Source organism: Leptothoe sp. LEGE 181152 (assembly GCF_032906605.1).
In the GTDB taxonomy this organism is placed as follows: domain Bacteria; phylum Cyanobacteriota; class Cyanobacteriia; order Phormidesmidales; family Phormidesmidaceae; genus Leptothoe; species Leptothoe turfae.
The window spans coordinates 43,846-61,646 of sequence record NZ_JASATU010000043.1 but is presented as its reverse complement, the minus strand read 5'-3'; the positions used below and the strand labels follow the sequence as shown (position 1 = coordinate 61,646).

General features: G+C 42.8%; 14 protein-coding genes and 1 tRNA gene. 7 read left to right on the top strand and 8 right to left on the bottom strand.

Annotated elements, in window-relative coordinates:
• Nucleotides 1–230: 230 nt before the first annotated feature.
• Nucleotides 231–587 carry a hypothetical protein gene (locus tag QGP82_RS21725; RefSeq protein WP_499061002.1) on the top strand — a complete coding sequence of 119 codons (357 nt, stop codon included), beginning with the start codon at nucleotides 231–233 and terminating at the stop codon, nucleotides 585–587.
• Here the strand turns inward: QGP82_RS21725 and QGP82_RS21720 are convergent.
• The 3 genes from QGP82_RS21720 to QGP82_RS21710 all read right to left on the bottom strand — a co-directional run bounded on the left by QGP82_RS21720 (nucleotide 553) and on the right by QGP82_RS21710 (nucleotide 2,534).
• Nucleotides 553–1,752, bottom strand: a complete 1,200-nt coding sequence (locus QGP82_RS21720; RefSeq protein ID WP_499061001.1) for a site-specific integrase — start codon at nucleotides 1,750–1,752, stop codon at nucleotides 553–555. The genes QGP82_RS21725 and QGP82_RS21720 overlap by 35 nt on opposite strands.
• A gap of 107 nt (nucleotides 1,753–1,859) precedes the next feature.
• Nucleotides 1,860–1,946 (bottom strand) — tRNA-Ser (locus QGP82_RS21715).
• A gap of 354 nt (nucleotides 1,947–2,300) precedes the next feature.
• Complete coding sequence (locus QGP82_RS21710) at nucleotides 2,301–2,534, bottom strand: helix-turn-helix domain-containing protein (RefSeq protein ID WP_499061000.1); 234 nt, start codon at nucleotides 2,532–2,534, stop codon at nucleotides 2,301–2,303.
• A gap of 100 nt (nucleotides 2,535–2,634) precedes the next feature.
• On the opposite strand from QGP82_RS21710, the gene QGP82_RS21705 reads away from it, so the two are divergent.
• From QGP82_RS21705 to QGP82_RS21695, 3 genes are all read left to right on the top strand, one after another.
• Entirely contained in the window at nucleotides 2,635–2,937 is a 303-nt protein-coding gene (locus tag QGP82_RS21705) for a hypothetical protein (RefSeq protein ID WP_499060999.1), read from the top strand.
• A gap of 240 nt (nucleotides 2,938–3,177) precedes the next feature.
• A complete protein-coding gene (locus QGP82_RS21700) occupies nucleotides 3,178–3,642 on the top strand; it encodes a hypothetical protein (protein WP_499060998.1) in 465 nt (154 codons plus the stop codon).
• Between the two features lie 93 nt (nucleotides 3,643–3,735).
• The gene (locus QGP82_RS21695) at nucleotides 3,736–5,940 is read left to right on the top strand and encodes a tetratricopeptide repeat protein (protein ID WP_499060997.1); all 2,205 of its coding nucleotides are present in this window, start codon (nucleotides 3,736–3,738) and stop codon (nucleotides 5,938–5,940) included.
• A gap of 96 nt (nucleotides 5,941–6,036) precedes the next feature.
• Here the strand turns inward: QGP82_RS21695 and QGP82_RS21690 are convergent, their stop codons facing one another.
• Together QGP82_RS21690 and QGP82_RS21685 are read right to left on the bottom strand one after the other, a co-directional pair.
• The gene (locus QGP82_RS21690) at nucleotides 6,037–8,283 is read right to left on the bottom strand and encodes a CHAT domain-containing protein (RefSeq protein ID WP_499060996.1); all 2,247 of its coding nucleotides are present in this window, start codon (nucleotides 8,281–8,283) and stop codon (nucleotides 6,037–6,039) included.
• A gap of 226 nt (nucleotides 8,284–8,509) precedes the next feature.
• A complete protein-coding gene (locus QGP82_RS21685) occupies nucleotides 8,510–8,896 on the bottom strand; it encodes a hypothetical protein (RefSeq protein WP_499060995.1) in 387 nt (128 codons plus the stop codon).
• Nucleotides 8,897–9,034: 138 nt separating this feature from the next.
• Between QGP82_RS21685 and parA the strand changes: the two genes are divergently transcribed.
• Entirely contained in the window at nucleotides 9,035–9,721 is a 687-nt protein-coding gene (gene parA / locus QGP82_RS21680) for a ParA family partition ATPase (protein WP_499060994.1), read from the top strand.
• Nucleotides 9,722–10,116: 395 nt separating this feature from the next.
• On the opposite strand, the gene QGP82_RS21675 is transcribed toward parA, so the two are convergent.
• Nucleotides 10,117–10,437, bottom strand: coding sequence for a conjugal transfer protein TraD (locus QGP82_RS21675; RefSeq protein WP_499060993.1), 321 nt, complete (start codon nucleotides 10,435–10,437; stop codon nucleotides 10,117–10,119).
• Between the two features lie 375 nt (nucleotides 10,438–10,812).
• Here QGP82_RS21675 and QGP82_RS21670 point away from each other — a divergent pair, with 375 nt between their 5' ends.
• A complete protein-coding gene (locus QGP82_RS21670) occupies nucleotides 10,813–12,324 on the top strand; it encodes a MobA/MobL family protein (protein WP_499060991.1) in 1,512 nt (503 codons plus the stop codon).
• Between the two features lie 689 nt (nucleotides 12,325–13,013).
• The gene (locus tag QGP82_RS21665; RefSeq protein WP_499060990.1) at nucleotides 13,014–14,057 is read left to right on the top strand and encodes a replication initiation protein; all 1,044 of its coding nucleotides are present in this window, start codon (nucleotides 13,014–13,016) and stop codon (nucleotides 14,055–14,057) included.
• 877 nt (nucleotides 14,058–14,934) lie between these two features.
• On the opposite strand, the gene QGP82_RS21660 is transcribed toward QGP82_RS21665, so the two are convergent.
• Both QGP82_RS21660 and QGP82_RS21655 read right to left on the bottom strand, forming a co-directional pair.
• Entirely contained in the window at nucleotides 14,935–16,539 is a 1,605-nt protein-coding gene (locus QGP82_RS21660) for a hypothetical protein (RefSeq protein WP_499060989.1), read from the bottom strand.
• 915 nt (nucleotides 16,540–17,454) lie between these two features.
• Nucleotides 17,455–17,679: a hypothetical protein gene (locus QGP82_RS21655; RefSeq protein WP_499060988.1), complete on the bottom strand. Its 225-nt coding sequence runs from the start codon at nucleotides 17,677–17,679 to the stop codon at nucleotides 17,455–17,457.
• Between the last annotated feature and the right edge of the window lie 122 nt (nucleotides 17,680–17,801).

The following is a 17,801-nucleotide window of genomic DNA, read 5'->3' as shown; positions in this document are numbered from 1 at the left end:
CTCACAGGGGTACTTAATTGAAATTCTAATCAATGCAGCGGATTCTCTGGTCAGACCTTGGATACGGGGGCTGGAAACCCTTCTCTCCTCAGAGCAAGTCGCCATTAATTTGGGCAAAACTTAGGTATTAAGCTGCTGAGTCAGAATTCAACCACTTTGCCCCTCTCCCCAGTAGCCCAAAGCAACCCAGGCTCACTAGTGCAGCCCAACCATTACAGCGCCTACTCACCATGGCCAGAACCCTCGCCGCCCTCGAACAGCGCCTAGAGTTACTAGAAACTCGCTACGCTCAACTAGAAGAGCGGCAAAAATGGGTTGAACGCATCTTCGAAAGCTACGGCATCCGTGGCCTATGGCTGTCTCCTGCCAAGGCATCACCCCTGTTGGGCGTTAGTCGAGACCGCATTATGGCCGAAATCGAACGGGCCGAAAAACTTCGCATCTTTGAAAAGCCTAGCGATGCCGAATACGGCGTCCACTATCGCAACATTCAGGACCCCAGCGTCGAAACCTCCACCTGGCAGGTCCACGTTGCAAACTTTGACCGTCTGCTCATGATCCCACCCGATCAGCGTCTGATTCCATAGCCGTCAGCTGGCTCTGCTCAGCCTGCTTCATCCGCTCAAACACCTGCTGATGCTGCGCTTCACTAATCGCCTGATGATAGGTCTGGGTCCTAACCGCAACACTATGGCCTGCCCATTTCGCTGCGATTGCATCCGGTACCCCCAGCAATGCAGTCCGAATACACCAAGTATGCCTCAGTGCATAGGGATTATGACCAATCCCAATTTCTCGAAACCGCTGCGAAACCTTCTCCCCCAGCTTGCCATTACTGCGCCCCTCCTGCCGAATATTCGGATACCGCACATTCCATAACTTGAACGTAGTACGCCAACTCGCCGGACAGGGATACACCAACCGCGTCCCCGTCTTAGTACTATCCGCCACCCGCAACACCTCAGCGTCAGCCGTAAACCGCTCCACATCGATATGAAACACCTCATGGGGCCGCAAACCATAGGTGGCAATCATCCCGTAAATCCATTGCCAGCTAGGATTTTTCAGCGATTGCCAAATCTCAACGATCTGCTCGTCGGTGGGTAAGTCCTCCGGCAGTATCTTCTTTGGGCTGTAACCCTGTTTAAGGGATTTCAGTTCGGCTTGGAAGGTAGCGAGATCTGTGGTTGCGATCGCATCCTGCTTTGCCATAAATTTCGCCAGTCTACCGTAGGCCATACAGTAAAACTCCCGGCTACGAGTCCCCGGTTTAGCCCCCTTCAAAATCTCAGACCGCAACAGGTCCAGCGTCAGCATCTTCTCCTGCGGCAGACGCTTAAAAAACAACCGATAGTTCTGCTGATAAGAATTCTCCTTAGTCAGCGTTCTAGGTGTAGACGCCCAGTGGTCAGCCTCATACTTCTCAACCCACTCCGCCACCGTCTGCGCTGGCCGCTGCTTTCCCTTCAAATATGGCCCCCAGTCAAATCGCCCCCAAAGCAGCTGACTGTCTATCTCCTGTGCCTTCGCCTTCGCCACCTTCAGCCCCGCCAGCGAAGCATTACAGTTCAGCGCCAGCTCCACCCGTCGCGGCTTATCCTGTCCCGGCTTCGGCGGAAACGAATCAACCGACTTGCCTCGGATGTATAGCTTTCCACCTTTTTGCCGCAAACTGACCTTTTCCAACTGCTGGTTAATCGCTTGCAGACGGGGGCCTATATCGACTTTTTCAGGTGCAAAATTCTTCCCCATATACTTCCCCAAAAACAGTCCACAATCACCTGTTTTCAGCTCACAAAAGCTGCTTTGAGGAAGTCTTTCTCTGTTTGCTGTTAAAGGCTGAAAGCCTTATGATTAAACGGAGAGGGGGGGATTCGAACCCCCGATGAACCTAAGCCCATAATAGATTTCGAGTCTGCCGCATTCAACCACTCTGCCACCTCTCCAGTGGGGGTTTGAGGGGTTAGCCAAAATCTATTGGACTAATTTTGGACTAACTTTTGCCCTCTGCGTAGTCGTCCAGTAATTGTATAGGCTTTTTGGCTAATTACCCATTTGGGCAGCAAATTTTTAAGACTGAAAATGCATCAAACCTTCTCACCGCCAGGTAAGTAGCAGTTTTGAGGACTAAGGGCTTTTATCTAGGAAATTAGGGTGGAGCGAAGGCAAATATGCTGAACTGTCACAAGTTCAAATGAACTGTTTTGGGCAAGTATAAGCTATCACTTGAAAAAATTAGGACCAAGTTCAGTTGAGTGACTCCTCTGCTTTTTAGTCCAACTTTTAGTCCAATTTCTAATTTAGGGATCTAGTTCGTTGCTTAAGTAGGTCCTTACGAACTCTGTGGCAGCATCTTGATTAAGTATCTTCAAGGTGCGGACTATTTCGATGATTGAATCGCCAGTTGGGTCGATTTTGCCTTTACACCAACGGGCGACGCTGGTGCGCTCAACTCCCATCGTTGCTGCGAAGCGGTATTGGGTGATGTTGTATTTATCTAGTACCTGTTTCAGGGTATCGCCTGCTTTGCCCATACCCTCATCTTTTCAGAGGATAAGCTGCAAATCGTGTCATATGTGCTAACGTTTCATATATGACACTAAATGATGCTGAATTATTTTGGAGGGGCGTGCCGTGGGAAATCCTAGTGCTTTTGTTGGTTCGGAGGTTGCTGATGGTAAGGCTGATGTGGTGGTCAGCATTGAAATCAAGCAGAGGCTTGGGAATTTTCCTAAAGATGATAAGGAGCCGGTTAAGCTTTTGGTAATCGGCTCTAAGCAGGCTGTACAGGCAATTGTGCAAGCCCTGCATATGTGTGGGTTTGCTGAAATTTTTGAGTGGACCGATTTTATGCCTGCGCCCACTCCTGAGCGGCCTTTGCAGTGTAAGCCTGGGGAGTTGATGAAGGTGCTAGTGAAGTATTTTTCAAGATGTTAGTAAACTGCAAGCCTGATTTTCTGGCTTGCAAGTTAACTTATTTGCCTGAATGCAGCATTTTTCTATTCAGGAATTTGGAGGCTGAGCGAGCAAACTACGCAAGTAGAGGTTCTTGATGTACTTCTTTAGAGTTAAAACCACTAATGGTTGCAACTATCTTTAAAGAAGCAGGCTAAGATTTTCTAACCGTTCGAAATTTGTGCCATAAAGGAAGCAGTACCTTTATCAAATGCTTTTGATATGGCAGATCCAGTAACTCTAACTGTGAGTTCAATCGCTACCCTTGCTTTTACAACTTTTCTAGAATCCAGTACAGAGGAAGTTACTCAAAAGCTTACCAAAGCTGTTTTAGAAAAAATAAACACCTTACGGGCAAAAATCTGGGCGAAACTTAGAGGTATCCCTGCGATTCATGAGCTAAGCGCTACTGTTGAAAAAGGTGGTCAGGTCACTCCACAAAAAATTGATAAATTAATAACTCCTTATTTAGAAGCAGCGATGAAGGAGGATCCTAGTTTTGCTGAAGAAATCCGTCAACTAGCCTGTGAGATTAACCAAGAAATTAATATCAGTGAAACTCTAGCTGAGAATGTCCAAAATGTTCATGGTGGTTCAGCAGTTCAGATTAATGATCCAAAAGCACCGGTAATTGCTGGTGACGTTAATGAAAGCACCCTCAATTTTAATATTAATAATAATTATTAGCTGGAGTCGTCTGCTAGTGCTCAGACAAAGTTAGCACCTCCTAATAATACACCAAGGAAAGGGGTCAGTTATTTTCTTGGTAGAGAACAAGATATGCAGTATTTGCATGAAGTGCTTGAGAAACAAGCTAATCGTGTATCGACTACTGCAATTGTAGGGATGGGGGGGATAGGTAAAACTGAGTTAGCGCTACAGTATGTTCGGCGTTATTGGAAAACAACATATCCGGATGGTGTTTGCTGGCTCGAAGGTCGAGACCAGGATATTTTTTCACAGATTCTTACCTTTGCTGCGACTGTTCTCAACTTAAATCCACCAGATGAACTCCCCTTAAAGGCCCAAATTGCTTATTGTTGGAGATATTGGCCTAGTTTCTCTTCTGAAAAGATGCCAAAGCCAGTTCTTATTGTTATTGATGATGTTTTGCATTACGAGGCTATTTTTCCCTTTCTACCTAAAGACGAGCGATTTAGCATACTTCTAACTAGCCGAAATCAAAATCTTGCTACTACTGTTACTCCTGTGCAAGTTGAAGTATTAGAACAAATGGCAGCCCTAGATTTGCTTAAGCAGCTTACTGGGAAGTCTCGTATAGAAAGAGAATTAGACCAAGCAAACAAGCTTTGTCATTGTTTAGGGTATCTACCTTTGGCACTGGAGCTTGTTGGACGCTATCTATTTCGTAGATCAGCTCTTTCTATAGAAGACCTAATGTGTCGTTTAGAAAAACCGATATCGGATGTTCGTGCCTTAGCTAGAGTAGAACCTGGCATGACTAATGCGCACAGCATTATCAATGCTTTCGAACTTAGCTGGTCCGAACTAAGTTTACATGCCCGGAGTTTAGCTAAGTTACTAAGTTGTTTTGCTTTTGCGCCCATTCCTGGGGAAATAGTTCAGACTTGTTTACCTTATCTTGTCTTAGAGGACTTAGAAGATCTAGAAGACTTGCTCAATGAACAGCTAGAAGGGCTCAGTTTCATTAAGCGAATAGAAACTAATCGTTATCAGTTTCATCAGCTCATTCAACGCTTTATTCGAGCTAAATTCGTAGAGGATGATTTAGATGATTTACATATAAAGTCATCGTATTGTCGGATGTTAATTCCTGTTTCTAAGGATATTGATGAACATCCAACTAGACAGAAGTGTTTGGAATGGAGTGAGATGACGCCTCATGTCGAGGAGCTGGTTAATGAATATATCTCACATCTGGCAGATAAAGATATTTTGCAGTTCTTCATTAGTCTAGTTCATTTCTATTCAGGTCAAGGTGCTTATAAGCAGGCTCAATATTGGTCTAGAAAGTGCTGTGATGTTGTTAGTGAGCGTCTCGGCAAAGATCATCTTGACGCAGCGTTCAGTCTAAATAAACTAGCTGAAATGCATCATGCTCTGGATCAGTATGATACAGCCGAAGAGCTTTTTCAAAAGTCAATCTCCACATATATGAAACTTGTGGGAGAGGAGCATCCAGACACAGCAAATAGCATTAATAATTTAGCTCTTGTGTATCACGATAAAGAGCTATATCTGAAAGCAGAAGAGAAATTTAAAGAATCTTTAGAGATACGAAGAAAAGTATTAGACGAAAATCATCCAGATATAGCTGATAGCCTTAATAATCTAGGCGTCTTATACCTAGATTATCCAGATTCGGAGCGTTATTCAGAGGCTGAATCACTTTTTTTGGAAGTGTTGAGAATAAGAGAGAAGTTTCCAGAAAAAGCCCTTTCGAAGAAAGTGACAAATATGAATAATTTGGCTGAATGCTACAAGCTGCAAGAGCGATATGCAGAAGCAGAAAACTTGTATGCTCAAGCCTTAAGACTTGCAAGGGAAGTATTAAGCGATAATCATCCAGATATTGCAACGTGTCTCAATAATTTAGGTGTTTTGTGTTTAGACCAAAATCGATTCAAGCAAGCTGAGGATTTATTACGAGAGGCTATAGAGCTACAGAAGAAAGTTCTTGGAGAAAAGCATTCAGAGGTAGTAAACAGCATTGGTAATTTAGCAGCTTCTCTTGAAGCACAAGGGAATTACAAAGAAGCTAAAATCCTGCATCAGGAGTTCATTGAAAAAACAAAGGAGATACATGGAGAAACCCATCATTCTGTTGGAATTGCCTACAATAATTTGGCAAAAGTATATCACTCTCAAAAAGATGAATCAGAGGCATTTTCTCTGTATCAGAAGAGCCTTGAAAATCTTGAATTGTCCCTAGGAAAAGAGCATCCTATATACATTAAGGTTCAAAGTAACTTTCGTGACCTAAAGAAGGATATGGGTATATAACTGAAGCCTTCAAGCAGGCCAACTGAATTCTTTAAAGGAAGAGCAACCTACGACTTTTCAGAATCATATAGTCTTGAGGGAGCTCTAAGCCTCATGTTAATTACCTAATCCAATAAGTGTAAAAGCAGCCCAATATACAGGGTCACTGTATTGCTCGTTAGCTTTTATGTTTAACATAGCCTGACGCAGAGCTTCTGCTTCATTGTTAGATTGTTTAGTCAGTAGCTGATTGTAAAATTCAGTCATCAGTTTTTCAGTCGAATCATCTGCTACAGACCATAGTGATACAACAGTATTTGGTACACCAGCAAGACTAAATGCGAAGGGAAGACCTATAACACCGCCCGTTGTAAGTGGTCCTCTGCCAGTATTGCAACCGCTTAAAACAACTAGCTCTGTATTATTTAATGGGATTCTAAGGATTTCAGCCGCGGTGAGTAATCCATCTGTGTATGGGGGAGAAGCGGCTAAAACAAGTGCTCCTGACGCTAACGATAAATCATCATCATTATTATCTGGCGATAGGGAATTAGAACTGTCCAATATTACATCCAATAATCCATGAGTCGCAAAATGAATAACGTCTGCTCTAGCCATTCTTTCTGTAACAATTGTTTCAGAAGCTAGTCCACGAGAAAGTACGTACTTTTTATCACTAGGAAACAGACGGCCAATCCTTTTGGCTTCTTGCTCTGCTCCTTCGAGAGGGAGTAAGGTTTCAGTTGTGACTCCATTGCTCAGTTGAACTTCAGGTATTGTAGGATTTCCTACGATTAAGGCATTTTCTAAACTTGATTGTCTACGTTGATTTTGATAATTCAGTAGTAATGTACGAAAATTGGTAGCGGTACGGATTACATATTTGTCGATCAAGTAATTACCAGAACCATCTTTAAGTGCAGGAAAGGGTACAAAGAAAATAGAGCCTTGTGGTACAAAGATAAGGTTTGACCCAGGACTTTGTGGCAATAAATCTTCAATAGAGCCAATCAGGATTTCATAAAGTTGTTCTAAGTTTTCTTCGGAAGAATTCCTTATAGTTTGCCTGTTTCCTTGTGTTGAGAATCGTTCATCTACTCCAAGAGATTCTCTTGTTCCACGAATTGCTTGAGCCAAGCGTTTAGATTGGCGACCTCGACAATCTTCTGAATCTTCTTCACAGTCCTGGAAATTTAGCCTTTCAATATCTGAAGAGAAGCTATTTAGAGATGTATTTAACTCGACTTCTTTAAAGTGAATTTCACCTGTAGGTTGAATAACCCAGATGTAAAGATCTTGAGATAATCTCTCTGATTGCGTTCTAGATTGTTGCTCAGAATTATTTTGATAAGTTGAGGGGTTGTCAACAATTGAGTAGCTTATCAGTGTTGAGTTTTCTTCAGCAGCAATGCCTTTAATCCTTTCTATGTCAGTATTATTAAGCCTTCTTGATAAAGTTCTTACAGCTCTTCTTAACCTTTCTGTCCTCTCCTCACCTTCTTCAATTTTGAATAAATTGAAAGCAATATTTTTATCTATCTCAATAGTTCGACCTGATTCAGCAGCTAAAAGTGCATCTCTTTTTTTTCCTTGAGAGACATAGATTTGCTGGAGTAAATTAAAAACTCTCGACTCTAAACCCAAGGAATTAATTCTAAGATTAGCTGACGAGGTTTCAATAGTATCAGTACGGATAACAAGAGGACCATCTCCCCTCAATCCCTCTTCCAATTCTTTTTCGAAAACCCCTGTCCGAGCAATAATTTCATTAGAAATTACTTCTGCTTCATTAAAGCTACTATCGGATTGTTCAGAAAAGTTATGCATCTTTGAAAAAATGGCTAATTTGAAGTATGCAACACCAACTTCAAATAAGTCCTCTTCTAAAGATAAATCAGTATCGTCTATGTTAAAGGACTCAACTTCTCTGGCAGGCCCACTACCAATTTGGAAAATAAAAATTCTAAGTGGAATGAGTTGTAATAAAGGATTACCTCCATCTCTTCTCTTCAAAGATCTTATGACTGATTTTTTGACTAAACCTAAAGCTTCCTCATAAGACTTGATAGCGCTTCCATATGCTCCTGCAAGAATATCTGCATCACCTTGTTCTATGCTAAGTAATGCCTCTTTTTCTTTTTTAGTGCCAAGAACTGCTTGTCGTAACACATCTTGAAGCTCTTTTAGTTCATTAGTGCTGTCAATGGCTTGAGCAGTTGACTGTTCGTTTTCTGTAGTATGAATATGCAGATTAGAAAATGCAATGGCTTCTGAATATCCTCTAAGTTGATTTAGAGTGCTGAAAATCAAAAAAGTGGCTACAAATAATGTGAAGTAGCGAAGAGAAACCTTGCTAAGATTCATGTCTGTAAGAGAGGGGTAACTAAGTAGTTAGAGATTCTAAAATTTTCCATCGATTTATGCAACGTAAAGTACCTTTTGGGCTGGAATTTAAAGATATTTGGACAAAACACTTGCTATCCTACACTTTTTGCAAAGAATTATTACTTGTAGTGCACTACAAGTAAGGATATGAATATGAGGCTAATAGGGCTTTAGGCATAGATATCCTTACCTTTTAAGGGCTACCTTATGTTTTTTTGGGCCTTCCGGTCTTTACCTTTTTCAATGTACTTATGGCTTTTATCAGTTCAGTGTCTGGCATCTTAACCAAAGCATGTAGGCCAACTCTGATTACCTCGCTTTTATTTATACTTTGAGTCAACCCCAAATACCGCTTTTGTAGTACCTTGATTAACCCATAGTCATCCTTTGGCAAGCTGAAGCTATCGCGGATGACCTTTGGCTTTGGAAGCTTTGTTTTTTTCGGCGGACTCTCCTCCTTCTCTTCACTTTTAGGTTGCTTAGCCTTCTTTCGCTTTGTTCCAAGTAAGCTCTCTGCCTTCTCAAATCTGGACCTAACAGCATCATTCTCAGCTTCGAGTGACTTAGAGAGCGCTGTTTTCATATCCTTCATCTGAGTTCCTTAAAGAAGTAAATAGCCTGGTGTGAATCTTAGGAATCACGTATAACCCTAGGTCTTAGGAAATTTTGTTAACGGTATAAATCGTTAAAACGGTTTATACGATTTTTTCTTTTTTGAAAAGGCCCCAATATGCCAGCCAAGATAATTACTATCGCGAACCAAAAGGGAGGTTCGGGTAAAACTACAGTAAGTATGCAGTTAGCAGGCACCCTAGCCCGTCGAGGCTACCGCGTGCTTATAGTTGACGCAGACCCCCAAGCCACGGCCACCCGTTGGGCAGCATCAGCGTCTGATGATATCCCCTTCCCTGCTTGTGTGGTTGGCCTTAGCGCTGCAAATGAAAAGGTCCACCGAGAAGTTAGAAAAATCATCAATGACTACAGCGTTATCATTATCGACTGCCCACCTGCTGCCGATTCCCAGGTGCCTCAAAGTGCCCTGCTGGTATCTGATCTAGTGCTAGTGCCCATCATCCCCTCACCCCTTGATATGTGGGCTGCTGTTGGCATCAAACAGGTGATCGCAAATGTGTCTGAGATTAACGACACCCTTCAGTCCAGACTTTTACTCAATCAGTGCCAGCCACGGACTACCCTAGCTAAAGAAGCTCAAGAGATTTTGCCAGCTTTCGGCATTGAAACAGCAAAAGTTAAGCTCTGTCATCGACAGGTTTACCGTCAGGCAGCAGTCTTTGGCAAAACAGTTCATGACTTTGGCCGTAAAGCCAGAGCTGCGATCGCAGAAATAGAAGCCCTAGCTGATGAGGTGTTTGAGATTCTAGGCCAAGAAGTAGCTTCGAAGGCTGCATATTGTTAATACGGTATAAACCTTATGAACTGTATAAATGATATAAACCGTATAAACAGTTAAATCTTTTATTTTCTAAGGATCTCCTGTCTCCCCTCAGCAGTAGACCTTTAGAAACCCTGTTAAACGCCCTCAGTTCTCTGTTATTGAACGTTCCACCCTTTACCTAACCCTAACCTGTCCTAAAGATAAAAGTCGATTCTTGAGCCTCTGAGCGAATCCCCTCAACTAAAGCCAAATAAGCTTCCTAACGCTTCCTCTGTTGGCATAATCTCCTTAATGTGATATTTCCACCCTTGCAGCTTGAAACGGAGGTAGGCTCTGCTGGGAAGCAACCTACTGAGGGATAGGGCTGCCGAAGGCTCATCGAGAATGAGTGGAGCGATAAGGCTGAAGATGTACTTTTAGCCTTTCGCTTTTTCACGCCGCTTCTTTGCTCTCCTTTGAAGCCCAAAATCCCCCAATCGCTTAAGCTCTCTGTAAGTCTTACCGTCTTCCAATAACTGCTTGCTATGAAGCAACAGCCCAAGCAGAGCCCCCTTATCGACTTCTCTTAACGCTGCAATCTCAACCAGCCCCCCAAGTTGAATCAATTCACGAGTTCTCTGCTTTCGCTCCTGGGTTTTTATGCGCCGCTGAATCACTTTTATCTTCTGCTTTTGAAGCTCCAGTTTCTGCTTCTCTTTTTCTAATTCTCTCTCAAGTTTCTCCTTAGCTCCTGTCACTCTTTACCTCAAACAACACAACACAAAAAATAAAGGAGAACCTTAGCTCTTAAAACCTAGCCAATCAACTCAAGTAATCGATAAAGCTCATTCTTGATAGTCCTTCGTATGCCTTAAAAAAATCCTGGGGTTTGGGGCAACGCCCTAATAAGATAAAAATAATACTGAAAGTCTCATGAGAGACTTTTCCTTTTTTCTTCTCCAAGCTACACCAAACCAACAAGCTTCCATAACCACCCGTAAGCATCCGTCACCGGCCCGCTAGGGCATGACGGCGCGCTTCAGCGTTTCTAAGAGAAACAGCGCGTCAGGGGAGTTCCCCTAAAACCCCCGTGATCACCGTAAGGATACTCGTTGGCTATTTACCGCTTTTGTTTGAAACAAGGTTCCCGCACAGACGGCAAAAGCGGCGGTAGCCATGTTCGCTATATCATGCGAACCGAGCGTTACAGATACGGTGCTCACGAACTGACGTACTCAGAATCGGGCAACATGCCATCTTGGGCTACCCAAAATCCACTAGAGTTCTGGGATGCAGCAGACACCTTTGAGCGAGCCAATGCTCAGGTTTACAGTGAATTTGAAATTGCCCTTCCCAGAGAGCTAAATGACGAGCAGCGTCTTAAGCTAGTCAAGGCGTTTGTTGCAGCCGAGATAGGGGAACAGCACCCCTACACACTGGCTATCCACGAAGTAGAAGCTATGGACGGCGGCAGCAATCCTCACGTCCATGTGATGTTTACGACTCGTGCCCTTGATGGCATCGAACGACCCAAAGAACTATTCTTCAAACGAGCAAATTCTAGACATCCTGAGCAGGGGGGAGCTAAGAAGGATAGAAGTTGGCAACCTAAAGAACGGCTTTTAGAACTTCGTGAGTCCTGGGAAACCCACTGCAACAATGCCCTTAAGCGGGCAGGGTATGATGCACTGATTGACAGACGAACCCTAACGGAGCAGGGCATTGAGCGACAGCCCGAACCAAAGCTTTCCCCTTACGAGACGATGCTTTGGAAACACGGGATTATGTCCGAGAAGGTTGAGGATATTTTGCTGCTTAGAGAGCTAGCTGCTATCCAAAGCCAACACGAGGCGACCAAGGAATACATTGCCACAGTCCAGGAAATGGTCAATCTAGAGGATTTTAGAGCTAGGGTAGAGGCAACCTTAGCAAATCAGAGAAAAGCTCTTAAATCAAGCCTCAGTGAACGAGACAGGTTAGATCGGAGGATAGAGCAGCTCAACGATAAGCTTTTCCATGCACCAGGCTCCAAAATTGATGCGTTTGAGATGGCCCGAGATAGGATTTTCGGCAGTGGCCTAAATGCCCATATTGAAACTATCAATGAGCTTAGGGCAAAGCGAGATGAGATTGCCCAGGCATTGGAGGCCTACGGGGTAGGAGGAGCACTTAAGGATATTCCCCATACGGTTAAAGACCTTAAGGACCTTTGGGAAGCCCAACAAGCGTTGAATGAGGCAAAAGAGATTTATCGGCATTACGTTAGGGAGATGCAAAGCCCTGAAGGGAAGCTAGAGTGTAAACAATTTGCCGAGGAGCTATATGGGGCAAAGGTGGTGGCAGAGACCGAGAGAAACGCACTTTTCAAAGAAGCATTCTCGATTCGCTCTGAGATTGAAGACACGGAGGAGCTGATCTCTAAGACCCAAGAGATGCTTGGAGGAGTACAGCTTGAAATCAGGGAAGCTTCAAGCAGGCTACCTCAAACTCTGTTGGACTGGATAAACCGAGAGGAATCTGAAATGGTTCAGATCGCGGTAGGTCAAGACGTTGTTCAGAGAAAGGAGCAGGATGGGCAAGTCCAGCGGCAGGAGCTAAAACTTAACCTATCGCTAAAGCTTGGTTTAGGGGGAGATGAGCTGTAATTAGCAGCCAATCTTGGTGGAGCTATAGAATCAGCCCTCGAAAATTCTAATTGGAGTAGAGCCACAATCATTCTCGATAGACCTTCGCTGATGCCTTAAAAAATCCTGGTGGCGAAGCCACCACCCTAAAGTCTTTGCCTGACTATAAATCTCAAAACAACAATAGTGTTTGGTACATCAGTTATCCACAGCAACGCTAGTGTTCTTTAGTGTTCTAGTGTTCTTAGTGTTCAGAACGAATTCCGTTGTGATATCAGTGTCTTAACCCCCTGATCGATCACAAATTCAGGCGGACTGATCACAAATTCGGGCTAACCGATCACAAATTCAGGCAGACCGATCACAAATTCAGGCGACTTTCCACAAGCCAATTGGGGCAATTATCTACAGATAAAAGAGCCAAAAATCTCTCACCTTTGCTGTTTTTAAGAGGCCAGACACTCCAAAATTAGATCTGAGTGGCCTGATAAATGAATTTAGCTGGATGAGATTAGAGCAATAGTAAAATCCTGTTGGTTTAATTGTCGTTGTTTTGCGTAGACCGATCACAAATTCAGGCAGTTCTGTTTCTCTGGCACCATCACTGATCACAAATTCAGGCAGTTTGTGAAACTGATATCTGTCAGATGTTTCACTTAACACAAATCACTACTTGCGTTGTGCTATGTGTCGTGATACTGAACAGCTTCATGAAACAGATACCACCCAAAGCTACTGGTAACCCTTGGAAGGTTAACCCTGAGCGGTCAGATCAGGTCACCGTTCCTGTTCCGAAACCAGTCATTATGGTCAAGGTAGATGGCCCCTTTCGTGAACGAGAGCGGAAGCTCTGGACATTTCTACTACATGCCGTAGCTCACAAGCTAGATGAGAGTAGGGTACATGAATTACCTGCTGCCGATGTTTGGAAGGTGTTTAACCAGCTTGGGGGTGAGCGAGGCAAAGCTTGGCTGTGGGATGCGTTAGCTTCTTTGTCCGATACTAAGGTCACCTTTGAGGGAGTGGACAAAGGCGATGTTCGCTACAAGACCATCACACGGCTGATTTCAGCAGTGCGTTTGAATGAAGGCCGAGGGACTGACACCATCTGGTTCGAATTTCCTCAGATGCTTATCGATGCGATCAAGCAACCCCTGCAATATGCCCGTATTCGTACCCATCACCTGATTTCTTTGTCAGGCAAGTACTCTGTGACGTTGTACGAAATCCTAGAAGGAATTGCTAATCAGAAGCATCCTGTCCTTGAGGTACCGGTTGATGATCTCAGGCAATGGCTCAAAGTACCAGATGGGAAGCTTAAATGTTGGGGGCATTTTCATTCCAGGTGTCTGAAGCCTGCTGTGGAAGAAATTAACAGCAATCCTTATGGCTCAGGCTTTGATGTTTCCTATGATTTGATTCGGGGGGCTAGAAGTAAAGTGAAAGCTGTTCGCTTTATTGTCAAGAAGACCGATAGCCGTTTGCAGTTTGAGGATTCGCTCCAAAATTCTGGCAATCCGTCAGTCAAATGTGCCTTTAAGCCGTCTACCTATGAAAAGGCTAAAAAACTGGCACCTGGATTGGATGTCTATGCGTTGGAACTTGAATGGCGAGCCTGGAAAGAGAAGAAAGGGCAGACAATCGATAATGAAGAAGCCGCCTTTCTGGGCTTCTGTAAAGGCCGTGCTCGAAAGGTTATCCCACTTACCCCCGATATGCGGATAACCGGGGCGAATAATCATAAAGTCAGCTAATGCGAGTTTTAGACCTGATTAGCTTTGTGGGTTACAACCACTCAACAGTATGAAGGAACTACATCCTTGAATCCTAGCTTTGCTACTCTGGGACCTTGTAAAGGTTACAAATCAGAGGGTTTGAGCGTTCGCCGTATTTTTAATGTAGGTAAAATAAATTGATTTATCTGACACAGGCTGTCAAAGTGCCGTAACTTCTTCAAGCAGTGCTGTGGTTGAGTGTGTGAATGCTAAGTAAGTGGAGCGAAGGTTGAAGTATTGTTACAGACAAAAAATGGCTTTCGCTGGATAGAGGGGGTTTCTGCATAACCCCTCGAAAAGGTATATTCCAAAATAATACAAGTGAGTCTCGTTTCTGGAATACGCTTGTGTGGTCGTTCAACTTAAACAGGTATAGTGTAGCCAAAGCCTTCTATATCAAGATTTTAAATGTCTCATAAAGCCTAAGACGATTTGAGAATTGCATAATGAGACATGAATTGAGACACACTTATCACTACGTCTCAAAAGGTACACCTTCTGAGACTACAGAAAGCATGATGTAGGGTTTCTTGACCGCGTAGCTATCTGCTTTCGTACATAAAAGAGTAAGGTCTTTCCCTGTATGAGACGCGTATATCTTATTTTATACCGTAGTTTTTTGTGGGGTTATGCAAAAAACTCTTATAACAACACCTGGAATGCTGAGCTAAGCGTACCGTTATCTAAACGATATCGCGTAGTTAGTAAACAGAGTGATTAGAAAAATTATATTAAGCGGTCCAACTGTACTTTAAGACAATGAGTCTCACGATTTGTAAGTTGCTGTTGAGCCTTTTCCAGGTGCTGCTTCAATCACATGATATTACTATGGAACTTCATCCATCACTACAACTCATCATGACCAATCTAGGTCTACCAGATAATCTACAGCTTGATCGTAGTCTAAGTCAGCAATAACATTATAGCCCTCTGGCTCCTCAGACATGAGCTGTAGCGCTTCCCTAAATGGACTTTGCGGGGATTCAAAAGGAATTGATACATTCAATAATTTTTGTCTGCCTAAGCTATCCTTTATGAGAATTTTGAACTCTATTAACTTAATATAAATAGTTGCTGCGCGTGGAATAAAAAAGGGAAATGGAAACTCGTCGAAAGGGACGTTGATCAATAGTTCGTATTCTAAATATTCTGGCTGTGGTTTTTGGACCCGAGTCTTTAGCTCTTGCTGTTCCCGCCACACTTGAGGGTCACCTGTAATAAGTTTATATTCATAAGTGGCTCTACTACGGAGTTGTAACTTTAGGCCTGAATGCGCAATAAACTTTCCAGCAACCTGAAGATAAACAGTTTCGATTCCAAAATCACCTTCCTTTTTGATAAGCCTCCTAACTAGTTTTAAGACCTCGACTTTCGGTAGTAGTTCGGGCCACTCTGCAACAGGAAGATCTATGTCAAAAGCCTGAGAGCAAGTTTGATTATTCTCTCTACAAGCAACAGCAACATCTTGAATCTCTTTCCTTTTCTCTCTATAAGAAGGCAATACAGTATCTTGAAAGTAAGAAACCGTTTTTTGGTCAATGAACTTAGATATCGGTGAAGTACCCCTTACAATCTTCTCACAACGCTGGATACCCAGAATACATTCTTCATACTTTAAGACCAGCTCAGAAATCGCTCTGTCCCTAGAGAGTATAGGGCCTAAATCAGGTGTCTCGAGACCGAAAAATTCCATTGAGGCAACTTGAAATTTGTAGGGAACGGCTGTTTCAAAAGTGAACTTTTTGGCCACTCTTGCAAGATCCTCGGTGATGGAATCTATGTCTGAAAAGCCTTTTATCGTATCTGATAAATCACTGATTCCATCACCTCCAACGACAAATATGCTGACCGATAGCTGGTTTGCAATAAAGGCACTTTGAATTAGTTTGTTATAGGAGGCTTTGACATTAGCTGACCAACCAACACTTGATGCGCCACCCTCAAATGAGCTTGACAACCTACTCTTTTGGCTTTCAGAAAGATTATATAATGTGAAAATTGCAGAAACAACTACCTTTCTTTGCTCTAATAAGACGAAATGAGTTCCACACCTTCTAATAAATTCCTCTGTTTTGCCAGACTCAATTAGGCTTTTGAACTCTTTTGGAAGCTGAAGCTCAGATGCTTCTACATTTCCATAGTCGGACGAACCTGTCAGCATCCATGTAAAGCTATCCCTAGTAGAGGTTGAATGCTTGTTAAAGTTAACGCTGGCATTTCCAGAATACAAAGAATACTGACCAGCTATACTTGCAGAAAATCCCAACTCTTCATACATTTCACTCCTAGATGAAATACTCCTAAGATTAAAATTAGTTTCTCTCGTACCTCCAGGGGGCCGCGATTCTCTGTATTTAATTACTTTTGGAAATACTTTTGTGATATCCCTAATATCAATTCCAGCACCCAATCTGAGAGGGCTACTGGGAAAGTAGTCGTAGGAATTAGGATAAGAATTCATGTGGTAAGACTCAAACTCCGCTAAATTACTCAAACTCAACAAAATTACAAGATAAATTAAGACAAGAGTTTATTTTTCTATTCTTGATAGAAAATCTTTAGTTTGTAAGGTTACTGCCATAAGCTTTTTTCCTTTAGTACCTTCAGAATTTGCGGGCATTGATTAAAGGTGATTACGCCAAATATATGCCTGGGATTAGCCTTGCTTTCTGTAGCGCATTCCTTTGAGAGTAGGGTGCTTACCAATTAAGGATGGCCAGGCCACACATTCCTCCACAAGATGACAGTATGTATGGCCTTGAGGATACACAAAAAACAAGTCAACCAAAGTTAAAGTTGTGTAAATTATCCCACAGCAGTAGGTGTAGTAGCCTACAACAAGCGATTCAACCGAAATCAACTGCAAATAAGCTAAAAGTCTTATCTGGCAATCGCTGAGGAGCATCTTATCAGGGCCGAAAAGCTGCCGAGGAGGGCAACTATTCCATCCTCAATGAGGTGCTGGAACAGCTTTATTTGAAAGGATGAGGGGTTTGAGTAGTAATGAAACAGAAACGCACGCTAAGGCTGAAACTATTGTCAAATAAGGATTTTAGCTATAGTTTTTTGAACTATTTTAGAGCCTATTTCTTGTACCAGTTAATCTATCCCCTAATTGGTACAGAAAATAGAACCAGATATCAAGGGTTTCAGCCCCCTTCAGCCAGCTAGGTTTAATTGGTACAGAAATGGACGCTGCTTAGCGTGCGTTTCTGTACCGCTACTCATGAAACCCCTATACCAATGGTTTCAGGAAATGTGGCAGCCCTGTCCAGGATCGTTGTCATACCCCAACAAACAAAACCTATCTAGACTAGCAGAAACATTTCAGCAGAAACCCAAGGGTTTCGCTCAAAATGTTTCCATCGAAAAAGTTTTATCTTTTTTTAATTGTTTCATCACTAGGTAACTCCCCAACCACCCCTTTCGCCTGAAATTCAATACTGACAGTGGTTTGATAGATGTATCCAGGATTTTGAGGTGGAACGCCAGGATAAGGAGTTTGAAAAGAAGGAATTTTGTTGAAAGCCTTGATGTAAGAGGCTTTCAGTTTTTTTATTCCACTTAGCCATAGGTACGTTTCAATCAGACCAAAAACCACTGGCTAAGCTACTAATAAACGCTAAAATAGAATTAATGGGAGTTATTCCTAAATAATCCTAGTCAAAAGATGTCTTTAGGTGAATTAACCGTGTTAGACGTTGATTTTTAGGATTTATGGAT